General features: G+C 52.7%; 20 protein-coding genes. 12 read left to right on the top strand and 8 right to left on the bottom strand.

The genetic code is table 11. The features are described from left to right. The 4 genes from GOV88_RS00755 to GOV88_RS00740 all read left to right on the top strand — a co-directional run bounded on the left by GOV88_RS00755 (window position 1) and on the right by GOV88_RS00740 (window position 3,314). Complete coding sequence (locus GOV88_RS00755; protein WP_170483327.1) at window positions 1-942, top strand: alpha-E domain-containing protein; 942 nt, start codon at window positions 1-3, stop codon at window positions 940-942. Window positions 943-945: 3 nt separating this feature from the next. Then, window positions 946-1,743, top strand: coding sequence for a transglutaminase family protein (locus tag GOV88_RS00750; RefSeq protein ID WP_171239251.1), 798 nt, complete (start codon window positions 946-948; stop codon window positions 1,741-1,743). 11 nt (window positions 1,744-1,754) lie between these two features. Then, window positions 1,755-2,504: a peptidase gene (locus GOV88_RS00745; protein WP_171239250.1), complete on the top strand. Its 750-nt coding sequence runs from the start codon at window positions 1,755-1,757 to the stop codon at window positions 2,502-2,504. 309 nt (window positions 2,505-2,813) lie between these two features. Beyond that, on the top strand, window positions 2,814-3,314 hold the full coding sequence (locus GOV88_RS00740; protein WP_171239249.1) for a hypothetical protein: 501 nt from the start codon (window positions 2,814-2,816) through the stop codon (window positions 3,312-3,314). A gap of 3 nt (window positions 3,315-3,317) precedes the next feature. On the opposite strand, the gene GOV88_RS00735 is transcribed toward GOV88_RS00740, so the two are convergent. From GOV88_RS00735 to GOV88_RS00725, 3 genes are all read right to left on the bottom strand, one after another. Continuing rightward, window positions 3,318-6,062, bottom strand: coding sequence for an AsmA family protein (locus GOV88_RS00735; protein ID WP_171239248.1), 2,745 nt, complete (start codon window positions 6,060-6,062; stop codon window positions 3,318-3,320). Between the two features lie 112 nt (window positions 6,063-6,174). Then, window positions 6,175-7,800: a murein L,D-transpeptidase gene (locus tag GOV88_RS00730; RefSeq protein ID WP_371808204.1), complete on the bottom strand. Its 1,626-nt coding sequence runs from the start codon at window positions 7,798-7,800 to the stop codon at window positions 6,175-6,177. Window positions 7,801-7,929: 129 nt separating this feature from the next. Then, a complete protein-coding gene (locus GOV88_RS00725; RefSeq protein ID WP_171239247.1) occupies window positions 7,930-8,928 on the bottom strand; it encodes an AraC family transcriptional regulator in 999 nt (332 codons plus the stop codon). Window positions 8,929-9,054: 126 nt separating this feature from the next. Between GOV88_RS00725 and GOV88_RS00720 the strand changes: the two genes are divergently transcribed. Beyond that, window positions 9,055-10,434 (top strand): amidohydrolase family protein, encoded by a 1,380-nt coding sequence (locus GOV88_RS00720; RefSeq protein ID WP_171239246.1) that lies wholly within the window; start codon window positions 9,055-9,057, stop codon window positions 10,432-10,434. Window positions 10,435-11,403: 969 nt separating this feature from the next. Here GOV88_RS00720 and GOV88_RS20680 read toward each other — a convergent pair. The 5 genes from GOV88_RS20680 to GOV88_RS00695 form a co-directional block, all read right to left on the bottom strand. After that, the gene (locus GOV88_RS20680; protein WP_371808211.1) at window positions 11,404-11,499 is read right to left on the bottom strand and encodes a DUF2474 family protein; all 96 of its coding nucleotides are present in this window, start codon (window positions 11,497-11,499) and stop codon (window positions 11,404-11,406) included. A 2-nt stretch (window positions 11,500-11,501) separates the two neighbouring features. After that, window positions 11,502-12,503: a cytochrome d ubiquinol oxidase subunit II gene (cydB, locus tag GOV88_RS00710; RefSeq protein WP_171239244.1), complete on the bottom strand. Its 1,002-nt coding sequence runs from the start codon at window positions 12,501-12,503 to the stop codon at window positions 11,502-11,504. Further along, entirely contained in the window at window positions 12,503-13,885 is a 1,383-nt protein-coding gene (locus GOV88_RS00705) for a cytochrome ubiquinol oxidase subunit I (RefSeq protein ID WP_217358907.1), read from the bottom strand. Before GOV88_RS00705 ends, cydB begins: the two co-directional genes overlap by 1 nt. A gap of 397 nt (window positions 13,886-14,282) precedes the next feature. After that, a complete protein-coding gene (locus tag GOV88_RS00700; protein WP_170637607.1) occupies window positions 14,283-14,573 on the bottom strand; it encodes a glycine zipper domain-containing protein in 291 nt (96 codons plus the stop codon). A 152-nt stretch (window positions 14,574-14,725) separates the two neighbouring features. After that, entirely contained in the window at window positions 14,726-15,733 is a 1,008-nt protein-coding gene (locus tag GOV88_RS00695) for an AraC family transcriptional regulator (RefSeq protein ID WP_171239243.1), read from the bottom strand. Between the two features lie 137 nt (window positions 15,734-15,870). Between GOV88_RS00695 and GOV88_RS00690 the strand changes: the two genes are divergently transcribed. The 7 genes from GOV88_RS00690 (at window position 15,871) to GOV88_RS00660 (ending at window position 21,197) form a co-directional block, all read left to right on the top strand. Then, on the top strand, window positions 15,871-16,068 hold the full coding sequence (locus GOV88_RS00690) for a hypothetical protein (protein ID WP_171239242.1): 198 nt from the start codon (window positions 15,871-15,873) through the stop codon (window positions 16,066-16,068). A gap of 61 nt (window positions 16,069-16,129) precedes the next feature. Further along, window positions 16,130-16,510 (top strand): hypothetical protein, encoded by a 381-nt coding sequence (locus tag GOV88_RS00685; protein WP_171239156.1) that lies wholly within the window; start codon window positions 16,130-16,132, stop codon window positions 16,508-16,510. Further along, entirely contained in the window at window positions 16,507-17,724 is a 1,218-nt protein-coding gene (locus GOV88_RS00680; protein ID WP_171239241.1) for an HlyD family secretion protein, read from the top strand. The genes GOV88_RS00685 and GOV88_RS00680 overlap by 4 nt, the downstream gene beginning before the upstream one ends. 461 nt (window positions 17,725-18,185) lie before the next feature. Continuing rightward, window positions 18,186-19,529, top strand: a complete 1,344-nt coding sequence (locus GOV88_RS00675) for an arylsulfotransferase family protein (RefSeq protein WP_171123244.1) — start codon at window positions 18,186-18,188, stop codon at window positions 19,527-19,529. Between the two features lie 15 nt (window positions 19,530-19,544). Beyond that, window positions 19,545-19,796: a hypothetical protein gene (locus tag GOV88_RS00670; protein ID WP_254428790.1), complete on the top strand. Its 252-nt coding sequence runs from the start codon at window positions 19,545-19,547 to the stop codon at window positions 19,794-19,796. A gap of 8 nt (window positions 19,797-19,804) precedes the next feature. Next, window positions 19,805-20,182, top strand: a complete 378-nt coding sequence (locus GOV88_RS00665) for a hypothetical protein (RefSeq protein WP_171123242.1) — start codon at window positions 19,805-19,807, stop codon at window positions 20,180-20,182. Window positions 20,183-20,246: 64 nt separating this feature from the next. Beyond that, window positions 20,247-21,197 carry a sulfotransferase gene (locus GOV88_RS00660; protein ID WP_171123240.1) on the top strand — a complete coding sequence of 317 codons (951 nt, stop codon included), beginning with the start codon at window positions 20,247-20,249 and terminating at the stop codon, window positions 21,195-21,197. The last annotated feature ends 274 nt before the right edge of the window (window positions 21,198-21,471 follow it).

The raw sequence follows: 21,471 nt of genomic DNA, 5'->3' as shown, positions 1-21,471 counted from the left end.
ATGCTGGGAAAAACTGCTGGTGGGTTGTTCTGGATGTCCCGATACCTGGAGCGCGCGGAAAACACGGCCAGGCTGCTGGAGACAGGTCAAAGGATGGCGTTGACCCGGACTAAGAACTCCGCCGAGGAATGGGGGTCGGTTCTGAAAACGGCCGGAGTTCTGGATGGATACCACGCCAAGTACGATGATATTACCAAGGACAACGCTGTTGATTGGGTGCTGCGGGATGCGGACAATCCATCCTCGATCAAGTCGGTTTTCAAGCAGGCACGAGACAACGCGCGCCTTGTTCGGACAGCACTGACCCACGATGTGTGGAGTGCTGTAAACGCGACTTGGATGCAGATTGACGAGGTCATGAAGCGCCGCGTGAACGAGCGGGATTTGCCTGCGACGCTGGAACTCATTCGTCAACAGGCGGCTCTGGTTCGCGGTGCCACCTTGGGGACGATGCTGCGCAATGACATTTTCGACTTCACCCGCATTGGCACATTTGTCGAGAGGGCAGACAATACCGGGCGCATTCTGGACGTGAAATACTATGTTCTTCTGCCCACAGCCTTCTCGGTCGGCTCGTCACTGGACAACATCCAATGGGAAAGCATCTTACGTTCCGTCGGCGCAGGTGGAGGGTATCGAATGACCCATGGTGAGAAAACTCGGCCGTCTGACATTGCGCAGTTTCTGATCTTGGATCAGCGGATGCCTCGCAGCCTTCACTTTTGCTGCAGAAAGATTCAAGAGAACCTGTCATACCTGAAGAAAGACTACGGCTTTGCCGGGCCTTCGTGCGAGGCGTCTAATGCTCTCTACGAAAAATACCTGGATCAGAAAATCTCGGATATCTTTGAATTCGGACTTCACGAATACATTCAGGACTTTCTAACCGACCTCGGCAACTTAAGCCGTCAAATCGAGATTGATTACCGGTTTTACGAGTAGACAATGAAACTGCACATTCGACACGAGACACGATACGAATTCGACGCACCAGTTCCCTTTGGGTTGCAACAGCTGAGGAAGACACCAAAGTCCTTTCGCAATCAAAGTATTGAAAGTTGGCAAACAGAAATCACCGGCGGGCGAAAAGAACTGACGTTTGAAGACTACCACCGAAACACTGTGGAATTGATCAGTTTCGACGCAAACACCCAAAGTATTTCGTTGATCTCTGAAGGCGTTGTTGAGGTGGAAGACACCCACGGCGTCTTGGGGCGTCACGAAGGGTCGACACCCTTGTGGCTGTTCAATAGGGGCACCCCGCAGACAACGCCGGGGAAAGGGGTCGCCGAACTGATAGGCACTTTACCCAAAGGCGAACCGCTGGAACAGATGCATGCCCTGTCCGAAAACATTCGAACTCAGGTCGCGTATGAAATTGGAAGTTCGCACCCGGGCTGGAGCGCAGAAGATGCACTCAAAGCTGGGCGCGGCGTGTGTCAGGACCACACTCATATCTTCATTACATGCGCGCGACAGATCGGAGTGCCAGCGCGCTATGTATCGGGTTACTTGATGATGAACGAAACGGAACTGCAGGACGCGACCCATGCCTGGGCCGAAGTGCATTTGGACGGGCTTGGCTGGGTCGGGTTTGACGTTTCAAACGGGATCTCGCCTGACGATCGATACGTCCGCGTTGCAACTGGGCTGGACTATGCCCAAGCCGCACCGGTAATAGGGAATAGAATTGGGACAGCGGGCGAGCAATTGACAGTGCAGTTGCAGGTCGCACAGCAGTAACGGAGAAACTGATGACCTATGCTGTGGGCATACGGCTGAATCACGGGCTGGTGTTCATGTCCGATACGCGCACGAATGCAGGCGTAGACAATGTTTCGACTTTCAACAAGATGTTCAATTGGACGGTAGAAGGGGACCGTTCGATCACAATCCTAACGGCCGGAAACCTTGCGACTACTCAGGCCACAATAAGCCTTCTGGAAGAACGAACAAAAGCGCCGGCAGATCGTTCACCATCGATCTTAGAAGCACCGACAATGTTTCAAGTTGCGCAACTGGTTGCGGCTACGCTGAACGACGTCATCGAGGAGCATGCCCGGTCCGGTCAGCAAGCTGACAGCGCTTTTCACGCGACGCTCATTGTTGGAGGCCAGATCAACGGCGGCCCGTCTCGCCTGTTTTTGATCTACCCTGAAGGCAATTTTATCGAGGCCGGCGACGACACCCCGTTCTTTCAGATCGGTGAGACAAAATATGGCCGTCCTATTCTGGTGCGAGCCTACGATCCGGAAATGAGTTTTCCAGAAACCGTGAAACTCTTGCTTGTCAGTTTTGACTCCACGATTAAGGCCAATCTGTCTGTCGGTGCTCCGCTCGACCTGCTTCTCTACGACGAAGACAGCCTTGACAGCGGTACACGGTCAAGATTCGAGTCCGACGACCAGTACTTTCGCATTGTTTCCGACGGATGGGGAGATGCGTTGAAGTCGGCCTTGGCCAAACTTCCAGAATACAAATCGGGGCGAAAATCAAACGATTGAGCGTCCGCTTTGTCCGCAAAGCGGTCGTTCATACCTAGTGCAGCGAACGGCTGCTTCGAGCCCAATTTGACCAATGCTGCGTGACCCCCCAATGACAGCGATGCGCAGAAAGCGGACTTTGCAAAGTGCAGCAGACTGCTCAAAGCGGGCATTCCTTCCAATAACGGCGTATTCGGTTTTGAGCTGGAAGCAGACTTTACGGCTGCGCTCTGACAACTTGTGTCTTGGTGCAGCTTCTCCTGTTTCGTTTGATTGATCTTCGTTGATAGTTAGGATGGGTAAACCTTCAAGACTAATCCGGGGTTAAAAATGTACAGATTTGTGCTGACAACGTTGGCTTTGTGTTGTGCAAGCTTACTTCATGCCGCCGGTATGGAGCGGTGGGGCGCATCCGGGGACTGGACAATCCTGATTGATCCCGAAAAGGGCAACGGCTGTCTCGCGTGGAAGCCCTTTGCAAATGACATGACCGTTGAAATCGGCGCGGCACCCAATCAGGCGGGTGGCTTTTTTGCTGCCTTTAATCCTGCCTGGGTGCAAATCGAGGATGGCGCGACAGGCATCATAAAGTTCGACTTTGGTGATGCGAAATTCGAAGGCGAAGCGGTTGGGGTCTTCAAGAATGGCGTGCCCGGTGGCTACGCCTTTTTCGACAACCCGGCGTTCGTGACCGAGTTTGGAAAACGCCAGAGTGTTACGATTATTGGCGAAAGCGGGGCCGAGGTGGAACTTGACCTAAGCGGGTCTGCCAAAGCCATTGAGGCCGTTCTGGAGTGCCAGGCCGAACAACTAGAACCATTGAAGAATTAGGTATTATTGCAATTGATTGATGTCTGGCACACAGGGTCGCCTGTCGACAGGCATGGCATCAGCGCCTTCCGGGGCCTTGTTTCTAGACCCGCCCACATCCAGCTTGAACTTCGGCGATGAAAGTTGGCCAGTCACATCAAAGGGCCAGGCGCTTCGGGATAGGGGTTTGCCAACGCGCCGGGGCTCCGCTCTGAGCGCTATGCTATCCTTCAGCCAGTCCACTTGTCCTCTGGCCACCAATTGAACCGATCCCGTTTCAATGACGATGGAGTTTGAGCTCACCCGACCAGCTTGAATTTCAACCGGGGCGACCACGCAAGTGATGTCGGTGTAACCTTGTCGAAGCTCTTCTGAAAACAGCCACGGGAAAATACCCAGCCCCGCCAGTTCCAATAGGCTGGTGCTTATGTAGCCCTGCGACATCGACAAAGACGCCTTGCCGCGCATCGAGTTGATGAAGGCCTTGCCCGAGGTAGTGCTGCCAGAAACGTCGAATTCACCGCTCAAACGTCCATAGGCATCAATACCAATTCCCAATTCATCAAGGATCTCACCGAACTCCCATCCTGAGGTCGATCCCGACAACGAAAGCCAATCAGGTGAATCAATCAGATCCATCACAGCCCGCAGGCTGAAGTTTCCGCCACCATAAGCCATCTGGAGCGGGCCGAAATCCAAGGTTCCGTCTTTTGCGGACAATTGGCTTGAAACAGATGTTACGCCTTGCTGGCCTACAATCTCTTTGAAATCGATCTGCACTTCTACGTCAGCCTCTTTCAGTACACGCTGCACATCCAGAAGATCGGCAGGTTTCCCTTTTTCCTTTGGCAACACCAGGGGCTGGACATCTGTCTCCTTCGACAAAACCAAGGGCTGAACTTCGGCGTCAGGTTCTTTTGAGGCCTCGCCCACCAAGCTTTTCAGTTGGTCCAACACGGCAGTCAGGTTCTTCAGGTCGTTGAGATCGAGCTTTTCACTCGTGATGTTGCCACGGACGACGGATGCACCTTCGGGAAACTGTGCATCCAAAGCTGCAAGAAGATGCGAAGACCCGGCCTCGAACTGGATTGCGGCATCAAAGTCTTCACCCTGCCTGGAGGTTTCAGCATCGATAGCGAGTGCTCCGATTTCAACAGGTTGCAGGTTGAGCGCGGTCAGAAACTGGGCACTGTCGTCGACATCCAGTTCCACATCGAAATCGAGACCGGCCAGACCTTTGAGTTCGTTGACAGATAGTGCGAGATCGAGCGCCCATAGTTCGGTGCCATAGTTGGTAGCATTGAACCTATTGAGAGAGACCGGGCCGCCTGTATTGGATATGTTGAAATCAGCCTCAATACCGCCGAATTGGTCAACGTAGCTTTTGTCGAGGTTGGGAAAAATCAACTTGGCGGGCCCGTTCAGCTCCCCATCGAAAGTTACGTCCTGAAGCTGAAGCAGATCGAGAATTTCCCCCTCGGCTTTCAGGACAGGCTCTTCAATTGGACCGGCTTGCAGCGCGATGCCCAGCATGGCGAGCCGGCCGTCCGGCATGCGACGAATGGTTTCGATAGAGGCTGGACCGATTACGTCTAGCCCCTGGTCAAACGCATTGGTCTGGAACAGCAACTTCTCGAATTCGAAGGAAGCCAGGGATCCAACCATATGCATTTCAAAGCCCGTGAACTTCAATTCCTGGATACTTTTAGCTGCTGGCGGCGGCTGTCCTTCGGGATGAAGCCGCGCATTGAAAAGCAGGTCGACGCCCTGAGCTGTGTAGAGGTCATCTATTGAACCCTCAGCTTCAAGTTTCTGCCCTCCCTCCAAGCTTACGGTGGTTGTAAACGCTTCGATTTTTAGGGCATCTTGGGACACGAGTTCAGCTTGCAACTGGCCATTGCCTTCCAAAACACGTTCCAATCCAATGACATCCAGAAAATCACCGAATTCTCCGGTGTCCATCTCCAATACAGCTCGATAGCCACCACCTTCGTCCTCCGAGAAAGGATCACCATCGTAGCTTACGGTCATTTCGCCAAAACTGGCCCGCGTCGTAAACGGTGCGGCGTGTGGGTAGTCGCCTTCGATTTGGAAACCCTGACCGTTGACGGAGCCGGAACCAGAGACCTTTGTTCTTTGCCCACTATCTAGTTGTTCGAGCGCGAGTGACTGAAGGTCAAACACAAACGAGAAGCCCGAGACCTTGTCGTCGATGTTTAACCCGATTGACGTGAAACTGACGTTCTTGTCGCTCAGGAAGTTCAGGATCCCACTGCTTTCTGTGTCGCTTTCATCGATACTATCAGCGCTAGCGACGTCTTTTTGATCGTCCGCTGATACAGGTTCCTCGGACAAGGGCCTGGGTGTTGGCCTATCTTTTAGCCAACTCGTGGTGCCGTCTGCGGCTGTAAGAATAGTAGCTTGAAGGCCTTCCACTACCAGATTGTCAAAATGCAGACGCCCGCTGGTCAAAGCGGCAGTGTCCAACTCCAGTTCCAGCAGGTTCAATTTTACAAGTGGTGAATCCGGCATTGTCTGGCTCGGGATGACCACCCCGCCAACGTAGATGTGACTAATGCGTCCAAGCGCGACGCTTACATCATCGTTGACCAAAAGGGGCCGACCAATTTGTTCCGAAAGAACTCTTTCTACAAGGCCGCGCCGCATGTCCGAGAACATCGGAGCAGCAAGCAACAACCAGACAAAAGCGATTGCAGCGAAGGCGAGAAATGCAACAAGCCCAACTATTCTTACGAGCCAAACCTTCATGTGCTCCCCTTTTGCAGCTCACGCTGCTTCGCATTTCCGCCAATTGGAAGTCACCAATCCTACTAGCAATTTAGCACGCTTAGAATTGCTCATCTCTTTTAGGATGGCGTGTTTATCGGTCCAAAGCTGCAAGTATTCGAGCATCTCGTTCGTATGGGTCCTCGCGGAAATGAACGACCCCATCCTCGACCCACGCAGTCCAATAGGTCAAAAGGACCGGCATGGGCTCGGGTAGGTTAACGCGCGTTGTCTTCCCGCTATCCAGAATGGATTGCATCTTTTGTCGGCTCCAGTCCGGCTCTCCCTCCATCAAAAGGCTGGCAAATTCGAACGGATACTCAAGACGCACGCAGCCGGAACTTAGGTTCCGCTCATTTTGGTCGAAAAGGCTGCGGTCGTTGGTATCATGCAAGTACACTGCGTATTTATTGGGAAACATGAACTTGACTAAACCTAACGCATTGTCTGGGCCCGGCTGCTGAACCAAAGTGACGCCGGGGTTCTTTGCCCCCCAGTTCACAGCGTTGGCAGGAATCGTCTGCCCGTCTTTGTTCCGAACTACGTAATTGTTGCGCGCCAGATAGGCTGGATCTTTGCGGATGCGCGAAAGCTTATCCTTCCGAAAAATCGAGGCGGGAACGGTCCAAGTCGGATTGAATTCCATATATTCAATTTCATCTCGGAACACTGGGGTTTTTCGGTAGGCTGATCCTGTGATCGACCGAGTGGTCCAAAGCGTCCCATCGGACGTGACCAAGTAAGTACGAGCGCCTGCAATGTTTACCAGCACGAACTCTTCGTCGATTTCGCGCATGAGCCAGCGCCCTCGTTCCAGGCTGAGCCGCAACTTATTTATGCGATCTTCGACAGGTTTGTTGAGAGACGCGAAGGTCCTACCACCAACGACGCCATCTGCCTCCAAGCCGTGACGATTTTGAAAGGTTTTTACCTGTTGCACCAAATTATCGTCATAAACCCAAGCTGGATTTATACCGTCGTGGCTGATTTCTGGAAATTCAATTGTTCCATCGTAGCCTTCTGTCGCTAGCCTTTTGCGCAGTTCGGCGACGGCAGGATCCACCATTTCCGGCTTCAGAACCGTTTCTTCGGGGACTGTGTTCCAGCCTCCCTTTGATGCGATAGCTCTGTATTTGCTCAATGCATCAATGAGCATCGTATATTGCGCGTTGTCGATATCGATGCGTTCAATTAAAGCGCTGAAGCCTTCACCCTGAAGATATTGGCTCAATACAACGGAAGGGTCTTGTTGAATTACTGGCTTTGAGAAATTCCAATCGTCGTCTAGCGCATTTGGGTCGACTTTTCCAAACACCAAATGGTGTACGAGTTTCACGGCCGCGTCAGTCGCCAGAATATCGAATAATGCTCGACTGGAGGCATCGCCACCCTGTGAAGCTTTGAATGCGGATCGAAGCTCTTCTAGTTTGAAGTCACTCGGCGTTAAGCCCTGATCAATTGCTCCACCCAACTCCTCAAAAAGCTCGTCAACCAATTCAAAATTGGTCCAAGCTGGCGAAAATTCTCTGTCCGTATAGAAACGAGGTACAAGGATTGCTGCGTCCAAACTCTTGCTGTTTGAAAGTGTACTACTCGCATTCGTATTTGACCGTAGCAGCGCTTCTATCTGCTCCGAGACTTGGTCCGCTGCGCCCAAGTTAGGGCATGTTATCAGCGTTGCAGTCAGTGCAGTTGCAACCGCTGATCTAAGAGCTTTCACCATCCCCTCCTAAATAGTCAATCTATATGTAGTTACTGCCACAAAGGATACTCCAGCATTTTGTATAATCAAATCGTATTTTATTGTTCTCAGATTTTGCTCGCAAAGCGGGCCTACTTCACGGGCATATCATCGAACATCGAGGTCGTGCCTTAACCGGTAAGGCGACGAACCAAACCAACGGCGACACGTTCGTGTAAACGCACTTGGGTTTTTGTAGCCCAAGTTCTTTCCGATATCTGTTATGGAAAGGCGCCCCTCGGTCAGCCATTGCTTCGCCTGACGCATTTTCGCTCTGTCTACGAGATTTGCTCCTGTGGTGCCGTGTCTTGCAAGTTCTCTTTGCAGCGTTTTGGGATGCAGCCCGATGAACTTTGCAAATCCGTCCAAGCCAGGCCATGCGGAGTAGTCAATCACAGAGAATAAGTCGGCCAAGTCGAGTGCTTTTTGAATGGGGCTGTCCGTTTCCGTCGCCTCGTTTCGTTCAAATTTCGACTGCTGCATCAACCAAGACGCGGGGAACGACATACTGAGGCCCCACGCATCGCATTTTTTAACCTGATTTTTGGGAATAAAAGTAGGCGGGATCGCTTTCGGATCAAAGACAAGTACTTCGACCAACGCGCTGTTCCATACTGGCCCCAACCTCGCCCTCAGCATTTCTAACCATGCAACAATATCCCATGCGTCTGCTTGGCCGGGAGGTTGAGAAGCTTGAAGTATCCGGCGGCCAATCAATATGGCCCGTCCATCTTTAATCGCCATCGTGTAATTCATTGAAATTTGCGCGGCTTCCACAAAATGAAGCCAAGCAACAAGCAGGTCTCCCAAGCTAGGCGTGTCGCTCATAGTTTCAGGCGGGACGAAACCGTCACTCCATTCAAATTGACTAGCAATCTCTGCGCAAAGATATGGATTTTTTGAAAGTCTGGCGGCACGGGTGGACGCACGATACACACATGCGCTTGGAATTGGTTGGGTAGGGCCAGATAAAACTTCTGACCTGAGCAAGCAGCCTTCCAAGACTATTCCTCTGTCAGCGCCCAGTTCGCAAGATCGATCTACCACCGCGGACAAAAATTTTGATTGCATGACTGGGATCGTCACTTGAGAGGCCTGAGCGTACATATGTCATCCAAGTTATCTTTACTGGACAGAGAAAAATAAGTTTGTCCTCAAATGACAATAAGTAATTCTCAAAAACCTTGTTAGCATAATCGCCACCTTGGATATATTTGAGCTGGAGATCGGAAAATGAACGTTCCCTTTGAGCTGCGCTTCAAACGGGCAATGTCAAAGAGTGCAGCCTCACTTCTCTTTGCGGGACTTCTGTCCAACCCGGCCCTCGCACAAGAGGATAGCTTTCCGATACTCTTTACCAATGTGCATGTTTTTGACGGCGTGAATGCAGAGAGAATTGAGAACGCGAATGTCTTGGTAGTCGATAATCTGATCGCAGAGGTATCGTCTGAAACCCTTGCCGTAGCCAACGCTAAGATAATCGACGGTGGAGGCAGAACTCTGATGCCGGGCCTGATCGATGCCCACGTACATATGGCAATAACTGAGCCTGTGGCTGATCTGAGAGATAACTTTGATTGGATGTATTGGGGCGCTGTTTCCACATCAGAAGCAGAAAAAATGTTGCTGCGCGGCTTCACAACTGTCCGTGATGCTGGAGGCCCTGCAATTGGACTGCAAAAGGCAATTGATCGAGGAAAGGCAGTCGGACCAAGAATATACCCATCCGGACCTGTGATCTCTCAAACCTCGGGTCACGGCGAACATCGCGTTTACACCGAACCGCACCCCAACTTTATGGGAGCTCAACCTTCATTCTTCAATCAACACGTTGAGTTTCTGGCGGATGGTGTACCAGAAGTACTGCGTGCAACGCGAGAAGCTCTTCGGCTTGGCGCTACGCAAATAAAAGTTATGGCAGGCGGCGGCGTGTCATCTTCTGTTGATCCGCTGCACACCGTGCAGGGCCTGCCTGAGGAGCTTGAGGCCTCCGTTAAGGCCGCGACAGACTGGGACACCTATGTCATGGTTCATGCATATAACGATGACTCGATCCTGCGTTCATTAGAGGCTGGCGTGATTAGCATCGAACATGGTCAACTCATGACCGAAGTCTCTGCACAGGCGATCAAAGACGCAGACGCATGGATTGTTCCATTTTACTCGTTACTTGGGCTGGACGAAGAAACAGTGGCAAAGGCACTGGGACCGACCGCTGGGGCAAAGTTTCTCAGTGTCCAGGCCGGTGCAAGAAACCAGATGAAGCTCATCAAGGATTTCGGAATAGAAAAGGTCGCATTCTCAACAGACATCATTGGAGACCCGGTTGCGCTTTCCAAGCAGAACGATGAATTCCAGTATCGGACCGAGGTCTGGTCATCTTATGAAATTCTGGTTCAGGCAACGTCCAAGACTGCTGAATTGCTCGCGCTTTCAGGAAAGCTAAATCCATACGTTGATGGCCCGTTAGGCGTGATATCGGAGGGAGCTTATGCCGATATTCTACTAGTGGACGGCAATCCAGTTGAAGACGTAACTATCCTCGTCGACTACGCGAACAACATCGATTTCATCATGAAGGATGGTGTGATCTACAAGAACGCACTCGAATGAGTGTCGCGCGGGGTGAACTTACCTCGGCACTCCGCGCACCTTTCCAATTGAAAACTCTTCAGACTTGACCGCAGCGATTAGCCACTTTGCCCGCTTCGCGGTGTTTGCAAAGTCTATTTGTGAATGTCTGCTTCGGGCTGAGACCGGTCCTCAACAACCATTGAGCCTATGGCAACTTTGTCCGCGTAGCAGTCGTTCACGCCAGGTGCAGCGAACGTCCGCTGCGAGCCCGAAGCGGAAATTCACCGCCTATGGCGAAGTGAGTGGTTTTGGACGATTTTGCGTTAGCCTGATCCCAAGTAGCAGTGACAAACATCCGAAAGCCAATCCCATAGCGAGGGCATTGGCTACGAAGATGCCGCCAAACAAGGATATAGCTGTTCTTCCTGCTTGTTCGATGGACGTGTCTACTACGATCGATACCCAGTCTTGAAGGTATAGCGCAAATAGGACCGAGAGCCCTATGGGCGAAATGATAAGCGCTGTGCCGAGAGAGGCCAATCCTCGGCCGAAGACGGCCCGCAGTGTCGACCCTTTCAGTACGATCGAAGCTGTGGAAGTAAAAACGACAATTGCAGAGAACAGGGCGAGTAACAGGTCCATAATTGGGGGTAGGTCTTTCGAGACCGCCCCGCTGACGGCCGAGGTGAAGGGCAATAGAACGAAGGTCACAAGCCCTGCAGCAACGAGCCCTGTGCATAGCTTTGGCAACATGTCAGGCGAACCTCTACCGCCGTAGTTCTTTTTTGCTGGTATGGGCAGAGCCGGGTCAATCTGATCCCACTGCACAGACATTGGTTTTGCACGAGAAAGCATAAAAGCCCCCTTGAATTGTTGAATTTGAGACGGCTCAGCCAGCCGCTTTTTTTTGGGAATCTGGTAGGCCGGAACGGAGTTTCTTTCGGCGCTTGGACTAATATCTGCGTGATCTAGACATGCCGACGCGCGAACATTGGTGTCCTTGCCATTTCAAATGATGAACAACCTGATTACGTAAGCGACAGTCGCTAGGCAAAAGACGCTGCCGAACCAGATCGCGCTGAACCAGAAAACTTGCTTTAGCAATTTCAATGGTAGCTCTCCTCTGGATCGATCTTTCCGCGGAAAACCCAGTACGTGTAGGCGGTGTAGGCCAAGATCACGGGCAACAGAATGACGGCTCCGACCAGTGCGAAAGCCAAACTGCTATTTGGCGCTGCGGCTTCGGCAATCGTGAGGCTTGGGGGTAGCATGTAGGGATAGAAACTGGTCCCAAGGCCAATGAAGCACACGACGAACAAGGCAATGGCGCAGAAGAAGGGCAGATAGTCGCGCTGTGTCTTCAGGCCGCGATGAAGCATCCATGCAATGAGAGCAACAACAGCTGCCACACACACAGAGAAAACGACACCGGGCCAAGAAAAAAATTTGATCAGATAGATTGGATCTTGGAGCGGGGTCAGAAGACTGACTAGGCCAATCAACCCGAGCGTAATGAGCATCAGCGGGCGGGCAAAAGAACGCATTTGGTGCTGTATCTCGCCCTTGGTTTTCATGTTGAGCCAGGTTGCTCCCAGCAAAGCGTAACCTATCACCAAGGCCACACCCGTCAGGATAGAGAACGGCGTCAGCCAGTCCCATTGTCCGCCTGCATACAGCCGATCCTCGACCGGGATACCCTGGACCAGCGCGCCAAGCGCGATGCCTTGGCAGAAGGCGGCTAGGGTTGACCCGCCGTGAAACGCAACATCCCAGAGCCAGCGTCCGCGCACCGTTCGCCACCGGTATTCGAAGGCAACACCGCGGAAGACAAGCGCGAGAAGCATCACGATAACGGGCAAGTAAACCGCGGGCATCACCACAGAATAGGCCAGCGGGAAAACGGCGAACAAACCTCCGCCTCCCATGACCAGCCAAGTCTCGTTCCCGTCCCATACAGGCGTAACCGAGTTCATCATGACATCGCGATCTTTGTCGGTTTTTGCGAACGGAAAGAGGATCCCAACTCCAAGATCGAATCCGTCCAGGATCACATAGGTCAGAACGGCAAAAGCAATGATGCCCGCCCAGATTGTCGAGAGTTCAAGCATTACGCTGCCTCCGCTAAAATAAAGATTTCAAGGGGTTTGTTACGTTTCTGGAAACCTTCGACAGGTGGTTTCCCCATGAGGCGCAGCATGTAGAACGTGCCCGCTCCGAACACAGTGAAATACACGACGATGAAGGCTACCAAAGACGCGGCAACTGTAGGTGCATCCACTTGTGACAGTGAGTTCGATGTCCGCATCAGCCCGTATACCGTGTACGGCTGGCGCCCCACTTCGGTGGTGATCCAACCGGCCAGTACCGCCACGAACCCGCTGGGCGCTAACAGAACGGATGTCCGGTGCAGCCAGCGGTCGTCGTTGAGGCGGCCGCGAACCCGCAGAACAAGCGACCACAGGCCAACGCCTAGCATGGCAAAGCCGATGGCGAGCATGATGCGGAAGCTGTAGAACACGATCGCGACTGGGGGTTCCTCGTCGTCGGGGATAGTGTCCAGCCCTTCAAGCGGAGCATTGGGGTCATGTTTCAGTATCAGCGAAGATAGTTTCGGGATTTCGATGGCATAGTCCACGCGCTTTTCTTCTTCGTTCGGAATGCCGAACAGGATAAGGGGTGCCCCTTCGGGATGGCTGTCGAAGTGACCTTCCATCGCCATCACTTTCTGCGGCTGATGCTCCAGCGTGTTCAAACCATGAAGGTCGCCGGCAACGATCTGCACAGGAGTGACCAGAACGGCCATCCACATTGCCATCGAAAACATTCGGGTGACCTCAGCCGTGCGATTGTGGCGTAGCAAGTGCCAGGCCGCAACCCCGGCTACCACAAAAGCAGTGGTGAGATAGGCGGCAAGAACCATGTGTGTCAGGCGGTAGGGAAAAGACGGATTGAAGACAATCGACCACCAGTCGACGGGAATGAACTGCCCCAGTTCGTTGATGTCGAACCCGGCCGGGGTCTGCATCCAGGAATTGACCGACAAGATCCACGTAGCCGAAATCAGAGTGCCGAGAGCGACCATCGCCGTGGCCATCATGTGCAAGCCGGGACCGACGCGTTCACGACCAAAGAGCATGATGCCGAGGAACCCAGCCTCAAGAAAGAAGGCCGTCATGACCTCGTAGGCCATCAAGGGTCCGATTACGGGACCTGCGGTGTCCGAGAATACGCTCCAGTTCGTGCCGAACTGGTAGGACATAACGATGCCAGAGACTACACCCATGGCAAATCCTACGGCGAAAATCTTTTTCCAGTAGTTGAAAAGGTTGAGGTAGACCTTGTCCTTGCGCCACAGCCAGAGGCCATTGAGAACGGCCAAGAAGCTTGCCAAGCCAATGGAAAAGGCCGGAAAGATGATATGAAACGACACAGTAAAGGCAAACTGGATGCGTGCCAGGGTCTCTGCGTCGAAGTTTGCGAACAGGTTCATTGCCGTTTCCTTTGGCATTGGGTTGTAAAGTGCGGCAGTGAACAGAGGCGTCTCGGCTGCCAACTCGTCGATGTCATTCAGATGAGCCGGATTTGGGGTGGTGTCTGGTTCAGTTCGTTTGGGTTCTGGACGGTTGTTTTTGGGTTTTGGACAAAACCCTGGTCGAGATGGGCGACTGAAATTTGAAACCGCGAGCGCCTCATACGTGTGACGTTCGACGGCCCAAAACAAAATTGCCACCCGGCTCGATTACGAGCTGGATGGCAACCTCTCAGAAACTGTGCGAGTTCTGTGGGGGATGGTCAGTCAAACTGCGTCCGGATGCTAACAGCGCAGGCTGACCGGTCAGGTTTGTTCGGCTGTGCTTCTCCTTTTTTGCTTCAATGGGGGTGGTGTCTTAGTCATTCCAGTCTTTGTGTTCTTCTTTGAAGTCGTCGCGACGCTCTTGGGCTTCGTCTTGCGCGTCTTCGAAATTGTCCTTTTGGATCGCACCGCCTACGGCTCCGACTGCGGCGCCAGCGGCCGCACCACCTACGATGCTTTCGCCTGCGATACCGGCGACAGTGGCGCCGACAACTGCACCCTTGATCGCCTTGTCGGTGACGTAGTCAGCATTTGCTGTTGCCGCCATGGTGATCAGAAGTGCGCCTGAGATCGGGGCGATAAAGAATTTCTTCGAGGTCTTCATAGGGTTCATCCTTGTTCTGGGTTAGCAACCACCGCGGCTGCTGTGTGCCATTGAACTAGGTGACCCGATGGCCCGCTTTCTTTTGGAGACGGGACAAGGTTTTGTGGATCTTGGACATCTTCCGCCCGCACACGCTGCAGTAGGAAGGGACCCTAGCGGCCAGCTTTACGGAACCTAGCGGGTGTTTCACCTGTCCAGCGCTTGAACGCCACCGAAAAGGCGGCCTGATCCGCAAATCCAAGCATGAAGGCTACGCGGGCAACACCTTCACCGCTACGCAGCATGCGTTTGGACAGGTCGCACAGCACACCTTCCAGAAGAGCCTTAAAGCTTGTTCCCTCGGCAGACAGGTGCCGGGTCATGGTGCGGCGCGTCAAGCCAAGCTCTCCGGCTATATCGTCGCCGTTTGGAATCGGTCCGGGAAGACGTTCGCCGAGCATATCCATAATGCGGTCGGAAAGACTGCGGACGGCACCGGGTTGAGCCTTCAGCTGTTCTTCCCCGTGCCGACGCAAATGCCCAAGCAAAGTGGAGTCCGCAGTCGGGATCCGAAAACTCATGCCGTTTGGGGGCAGGGCCAGGGCATATCCGGCTTTGAGCCCTTCGACGGGACAACCAGCAAGTTCGGCCAACTTCTTGCAATGCTCGATATCGTCCGTTTCCAGTTCAATCGAGATCGGGGCAAGCCCACCCGAGGTGATCTGTTGAACGCGCTTATAAAGACCGAAGATCAGCATTTCGCGGTGGCGCGGGTATTGATGGGCCGGGATTACACTGCTCTCCAAAGTGATCTTTGGCTCTTCGGGTGCCCCTACCACGTCAAGACGCAAGTCGGGGTCTTGCATTGCGTAGAAGCGCTGGGTCAGTGCCAGTGCGTCTTCTATCGTCTCGGCGGCCCGTACGATGTACGCCAAAAGCGTTCCGGGACCTTGCGCCGAAAGACCCACTCGCGCGGCAAAGGTCTTATCTTCCAAAACCCGGCACACTGTTTCGACTGCGCCTGCCTCATGTAACAGTTCGATAGTGGCGTCGGGGCTGTCGAGGATATCCGAGGGCGCGCCCGCCATTTCCAGAATCTCCGGAAATGGAATGCTCGCGCCAGGTTCTTGCGAATAACGCAGCCCGACGTTTTGCAGCCTGTAAGCACTGATGCGTGGCACTTTTGCGTCCTCCCCTGATTGGCACGCAAACCCTTGCAGTCGCTGCAATTGTCCAAAAGCCAACAACAAATGTCCAGAACCCTAAGGATCGGGGGCGTGACGACGGTTAGGTCCGGGTCATCAGAAAGGACAAGGCAATGATCTACTTCGCAAGGTACTACCGCGTATTCAAGGCAATCCACGACTCTGCCCGACAGGAATGGTCCGGCGGAAACATGCGCGGCTTGGACACTTCGTCACTTGGCGAACAAACCCCGAATGGGCGTCGCTGGGATCCCCCCTACACGCTGCCTGCACAGCCTTCGGAACCCTCACAACAACCGACCGAGAATTGACGTTCTTCGGACACTTTCATCTTCGCGCACGGAATGGCTGCGCAACAAAAGGACCTGAAACATGAAACCACCCGCGTTCCTGATGGCGCCTATGCTTGGGCTCATCTCAACCCCCGCCTTCGCCGCTGGCGGCGATCCCAGATGGTGGGTTGCGCCCAATCAAACCGATACCTATGCATGGGTAGGCTTGGTCGTGCTCGCCCTTGCGATCCTGCTGGTCGTGCACCTGTATGCGCGCTTTGAACGCTATACCAAACACAAATCAATCGGCACTTCGCTGCGGACAACTATTCCGACGATGCTGACCGTGGCGCTGGCGTATGAGCTGATGCCTGCGCTCAGCCACTTTAGCAACCTGCTGCCGGGCGCCCTGATCCTGACCGCAATCGCTCGCGACTTCATGCTGTGGTGGCATCCATCGAAAGAGGAGATGGGGAAATGATCGAACTTCTCGTCACATCTTTTCCGTTTGTCCTGCGCGTGATCTATCTGAAATGGCGCGGGATGCCCGTAACGCTCTACAACGTTCACCGTGCCGTCTTTATGTGGTTTGTACTGGCCCTGATCGTCTTTTTTGCGGTGTTCTACTACTATCCCAAATCCTACACCGGCCTTGTTCCGTTCCGGACTGTACCTGTCGTGGCCGAAAATGGTGGGACCGTCACGGACGTCTTCGTAAAGGGCGGAGACCATGTCGAGCCTGGTGATCCACTGTTCGCCGTTGAGAACGCGTCTGAGCAGGCTGCGGTTGATTTCGCGCAGCGCAAAGTCGAGGAAATCGAAAGCGCGAAACTGGCCGCCGAGTTGCAAGTCGAAACGGCACAGGCCGTTCTGGACGCGGCGCTCACCGCCAGAGAGCAGGCAAAACTGGTTCTGTTGGATCATCGTGCTTTGCAGGCCAAAGGATCTGCCGCGTTTCAGGTTAGCCAGTTGGAACGCGCCCAGGCGACCTTGGATACGCGTGAGGCAGAGGTTGAGGCCGCTGAGACACAACTGGGTGTAGCGCAAGTTCAGGCAAACGCCGTTTTGCCAGCCCAGCTTGCGTCGGCGCGTGCGTCGCTGAAACAGGCCCGGGTGGAACTGTCCAAGACATTGACGCTCAGCTCGGTAGACGGTGTGGTTGAGCAGGTCACGCTCAACGTTGGATCGCGTGCCGCGCAGGCGGCCATGAGCCCAGCCATGCTGATCGTCCCTGACCGCAAAGAGGCCGAGCGTGGACGTATCGTGGCCGGGTTCTCGCAGGTATCCCGCACCGAATTGTACGAAGGTATGGCGGCGGAAGTGGCCTGCGAAAGCAACTTCAACATCTCGATGCGCAATACGGTTCTTCCAGCAAGGATCGTGCGTATTCAAGAGTCGATCTCTTCCGGCCAGCTTGCGCCCAGCGGTCGACTGATTGAGCCCAGCGAAAAGGCAAAACGGGGTCAGATCGTTGTCCATCTTGATCTTGTACACCCCGAACACCGTGATCTTCTGGTGCCCGGCAGCGGCTGTATTGTTCAGTCCTACACCACCAGTTTCGAAGGGGACATGGAAGGGACACTTGTCGCGCATGGGATCCAAGCCATGGGTATCATCAAGGCGGTTGGTCTACGGGTCAAAGCCTGGTTTGGTCTGACCTCGGGCATCGGCCTGATCGGTGGCGGACACGCCTGATTTTTAAAAGAATCTCCTATTCAGTAAACACGGCTCCCGATAAATGTAGGGAGCCGTTTCTGCTATTTTTGGGCATGCCGCATGCCAAAAAAGGCGATTTCTTTCAGTGTTTTCTGCTGCGCTGCGAACGGTTCGAAAGACCGCTCAAGCAGTCTTTTGCAGCAAAGTGGCAGCTAAATACACTAGCCCGGAATGTCAGCTTTGTCCGCATACCCGACATACCAGCGAATTTGTTGAATGACCCCTTCGAGCCCAAATCGGAAGTTACCAAAGGCCGGTTAGTGGCGCATTGGAACTTCGATGACTTTCCATTAGCACACACCTCTGAAAGCAACCGTTTCATGTCCATTCGCCCCTAAACTTAGAGGAATTTCCACAATAACTGGAAATGCTTTGCCAGAAACGGCCAGAAGCCGTAACATGAGCCTGCGCTAGCAGCAACTCACGTTTGGTTTTTTCATGTGCGATTGATAGCCTTTTTTGGTCTATTTTACTTGGTGGCGATGTCTTTTTTTGCTTGGGGCTTCGCAGCCGGGCGCTATATGTTCCCGCCCGCAAGGGTTATGGCTTCGGTTAAAAATGAGATAAGCTCTTTTGTAGCTGGCGACTCCACCGAGAACACAAGTGTCATTCAAAAACTGAGAAATGATCTTGGTGGAAGACCAGAGCGCATGATCCGGACGTTCAGCCCGAAGGACAGGTCCGTCTATTTTGAGGTAGAAGTTGCTGGTCTGAAATCCAGGCGTAATCAACCAAGGCTCATGCTTTCTGCGAATTCAGCCGATTTTCATCGGATTTTAGTAGGCGCTTTTGATTTCGAAGACGCGTTCTGGGGCGCTATTCTTTTGGATCCTAACGGCAAGGTAGTCCATTCGTGGAAACTGAATGGGGAGATTGAACAGCTCAGCGACCAGCCCGACACCTTGAAAAACGCCTATGGCATTGCAGTTTTGCGCGACGGTTCCATAATTTACAACTTACAGGAACGCGGCGGCGGATTGATCAAACGGTCCTATTGTAGTGAGCTTGTTTGGACAAAACCGGGTGAGTTTCATCATTCCGCTGAACCGACCGAGAATTTTGAAGCCTTATGGACGCTGGGCGGCGCTCAGCGTGATATGCATTCCGTTCTTATTTTGCTCGACGCGTCGACCGGGGAAACTATCAAGGAAATCAGCATGGCTGATGTTGAGAAGGCAAACCCGGACATTGCGATCTTAAATCTCTTCCGCGGACAGCCCAGCGGCACAGTACATCCAACGCATTCGAATGATTTGGAACCGCTGCCAAGTCATCTGGCTGAGGCCTTCCCTATGTTTGATGTGGGTGATCTTGTGCTCAACTACCAAGCAACCAATCTTGTGTTCGTTGTGGACCCGGATGACCTGAAGATAAAGTGGTGGCATCTGGGAGCGGCGGATGGCGGCCACGATCCAGATTGGCAGGCAGACGGGACAATCGTGGTGTTCGATAATCGTTTCAGAGCTGAGCAGCGAGGTATTCCGGCTTACTCGCGGATCGTTGCGATCGATCCGGTCCACAACAAATTTGACGTAGTCGTTGACGGTGAAGATTTTGACTTCTACTCCCAATTCAACGGTCGCCAGCATGTGACCGAGGCTGGTACTGTTATCATATCTAGTTCCACGCAGGGACGCATATTTGAAGTTGACCGTGCTTCAGGCGATGTTGTGTTTGATTTCATCAACGCGTACGATTGGGAGAAAGGGATCACGCTACATGTAAGTGAAGCATTTGTTGTGAAGTCTGATACCGCTGAAGCTTGGCTGGAAAACGAGTGCTAAGAATGGAGCGCAAATATGAAGGCATCCAATTTTTTTTCATTTAGTTGTTTGCTTGCGATTTCTACTGCTGCATTTATTTTGTCGGCGGGTACAGCGCAGGCGTATGTCGGACCTGGGCTTGGCTTGGGTACTATCGCCGTTGTTCTTGGTGTTATCGGATCCATCTTCCTGGCGATATTCGCAATTATTTGGTATCCGGCCAAACGAATACTCAGAAAGCGTCGAGCAGCTGGAAGTGAAAGTGAATCCGACAAGGAAGCGAAATAGGTCGGGCAATGACATGGCTTTTTGCGGTATTGGCCAGCGTTTTCTTTGTTGAAACAATATGCAGGTTGCCATTCTTTGAAACACTGGCTCGGTTCAACGGCACGATTGGACGCGTCAGCAGAGTGATGCGTTCAGGCAATATCTCGGACCATTGGAAAGAGAAGTCCTTACCTCGCTACGCGATGAGGATTCTTTTGTCGTCAGTCGTGCTTTTTTTGATCATTTTGACCGCTTGCGTTCCAGTGCTGGTGTTAAGCTATATTGGCCAAGTACTTGAAATTAATTTCTTGTCGTTTGTCGCCACGTGGCGTGGCATGGTTTTCATGACGATCTGCAGTGTCGGTTTTGCAAAATTGCGCGGTTCCTATGTCAAAAAAAAACTATAACGCGGCTTCGAGATTTTTGCACCGAATTGCACTCAGCAAGCCTTTGGCGGAGCTATCATTCGACATGGATCAATTGTTGGTGAAATCCAATCTTGACGGAGTAAAGAACGAAAGACATGTCTTCGTTTCCGGGCTGGCGAGGGCCGGAACGACTGTGCTGATGCGTAGCTTGCATGAGACCGGGATGTATCGCTCGCTGACGTACAGGGACATGCCCTTTGTTCTGGCTCCCAACCTGTGGAGCAGGGTAATGCCAACAAAAACTCGCTTCAAATCTGCTTCAGAAAGGGCACATGGCGACGGAGTCTATGTCGACTTCGATAGCCCGGAAGCCCTTGAAGAAGTCTTTTGGCGCGTTTTCTGCGGTGATAGTTACATTCTCGCCGACCGGCTCGTCCCTATACGTGTCACAAAAGAAACGAAAACGGCCTTTGTGAGATACGTTGCCAACATTCTGGCTTCCGACAAACGTACGCGGTACTTGTCAAAAAACAACAACAATATTCTTCGACTTCAGGCACTTGCCGATTGCTTTCCACGCGCGGCACTTCTTGTTCCGTTTCGCAACCCTTTACAACACGCAATCTCGTTGCTTCGGCAGCACCTGCTATTCACAAAAAAACATGCAAAAGATCCATTCTCCCTCGATTACATGCGCTGGCTCGTTCACCATGAGTTTGGCATGGACCATCGACCGTTTAAATTCAAAGAAGAGACAAAACCTGCCGAACTGGCAATTGAAACACTTACGGTGGATTATTGGTTAAAGCTGTGGCGAGACACGTACCAGTACCTGATTGCACAAGCCAATGCCTCTTGCGTATTTGTCTCATACGAGCGGATCTGCGAAGATACTGCAAACGTGTGGCCTGCGCTTTGCGAGCATTTGGAGTTGTCATCTGGAGACATACCTGACCTTTCCTTGCGCGAGTCTCAAAACGAAATCGATTGTTCTGCCCAACTTCTTTCGGACTGTACCGAATTGTATCAAATCTTGTCAGAGAAAGCGCTGTGAAACTGTTGGCGCGGGCGAAGTTGTCCTACATCCCGCAGCATTTTTTTAATCATGGCATCAGCACTAACGCCTTTGATCAGCGATCCACCCCTCACCTCAGCGAAATCGCTTTTACGGCCGAGACACGCGTTAAAAGTTTAACTCGATCGTTTTTCTTTTCTTAAGCTAAGTACGTCCATCGGTTTGAAAGTCAGCATACGACTGTTTTGTCCGCATTGCAGTCGTTGCTTCGATTATGTCGAACATCCGCTGATAGTAGAAACTGCCGTTTAAA

The sequence above is a fragment of the Ruegeria sp. HKCCA5491 genome, from assembly GCF_013034565.1.
Lineage (GTDB): Bacteria > Pseudomonadota > Alphaproteobacteria > Rhodobacterales > Rhodobacteraceae > Ruegeria.
This window is presented reverse-complemented; position numbering and strand designations above follow the sequence as displayed.